Origin of the sequence: Actinoallomurus iriomotensis (genome assembly GCF_030269445.1) — a bacterium.
Classification (GTDB): domain Bacteria; phylum Actinomycetota; class Actinomycetes; order Streptosporangiales; family Streptosporangiaceae; genus Actinoallomurus; species Actinoallomurus iriomotensis.
Map to the genome: position 1 here is coordinate 1 of NZ_BSTJ01000036.1, position 839 is coordinate 839.

1 protein-coding gene is annotated in these 839 nt (G+C 68.5%); it reads right to left on the bottom strand.

Annotation, left to right across the window (positions count from 1 at the left end; translation table 11 throughout):
* Positions 1-608: IS110 family transposase (locus QSK37_RS51295; protein WP_285637447.1), on the bottom strand; the 608-nt coding region annotated here is incomplete at its 3' end.
* Positions 609-839 lie beyond the last annotated feature (231 nt).

An 839-nucleotide genomic window follows, 5' to 3' on the forward strand; every position in this document is an offset into this window, starting at 1 on the left:
CGCAAGGCGAGCATGACTGCGGTGGCCGGGTCGCCGGCGAGCGTGGGATCGGGGCGGGCCGTGGCGCAGACCTCGATCAACTCCCGGTTCTTCAGACCGCGTAGCCGGGCGCGTAGCTGGTCCGGTGCGGTGATGATCAAGGTTTTGATCTGCCGTTGGGCATCGGCGCGCCCGGCGATCGCGCTGCGACGGGCGACCCGCAGGTTGCGAAGCGCTTCGACCTGGCCACCGCGGGCCTTGGGTCGCCCGGTGCGGTGGGCGGCGAGTGCGGTGCGGGCAGCGGCCTGGGCGTCGACCGGGTCGGATTTGCCCTGCCATCGGCGGGCCTTGCGGTCGGGGCGGTCGATCTCGACCATCGCCACACCGTGTTCGGACAGGTAGCGGGCCAGCCCAGCCCCGTAGGCGCCGGTTCCTTCGATACCCACGAGCACCAGGTGCCCGAACGCCTGCAGCCAGGTCAGCAACGCCGCATACCCGGCGGCGGTGGCGGGGAACTGCATTGATCCCAGCATCCGGCCGGCCGAGTCGATCGCGGCTGCGGTGTGGGTGTCTTTGTGGGTGTCGACGCCGCCGGTGACCTGGACCTCATGGAGTGTAATGGTGGGCATGGCCGTCCTGTTCTCATCGATCGGGCAGGGCGGCACGCACCAGCCGGGCGTTGGACAAGACAGTGATGGGGCCTCTGGCCAGGCTCCTATGAGGTCACTACGCCACGTCCGGTGAGTGCAGATGAACGCCTCCCGGCCCGGATCGACAGATCCGGTTGAGGACCCGAAGTCAGTCAGTTGGAGGGTCAGACCCGGTCGGGAGGCGCTCATCTACATCATCACTGTCAGTTG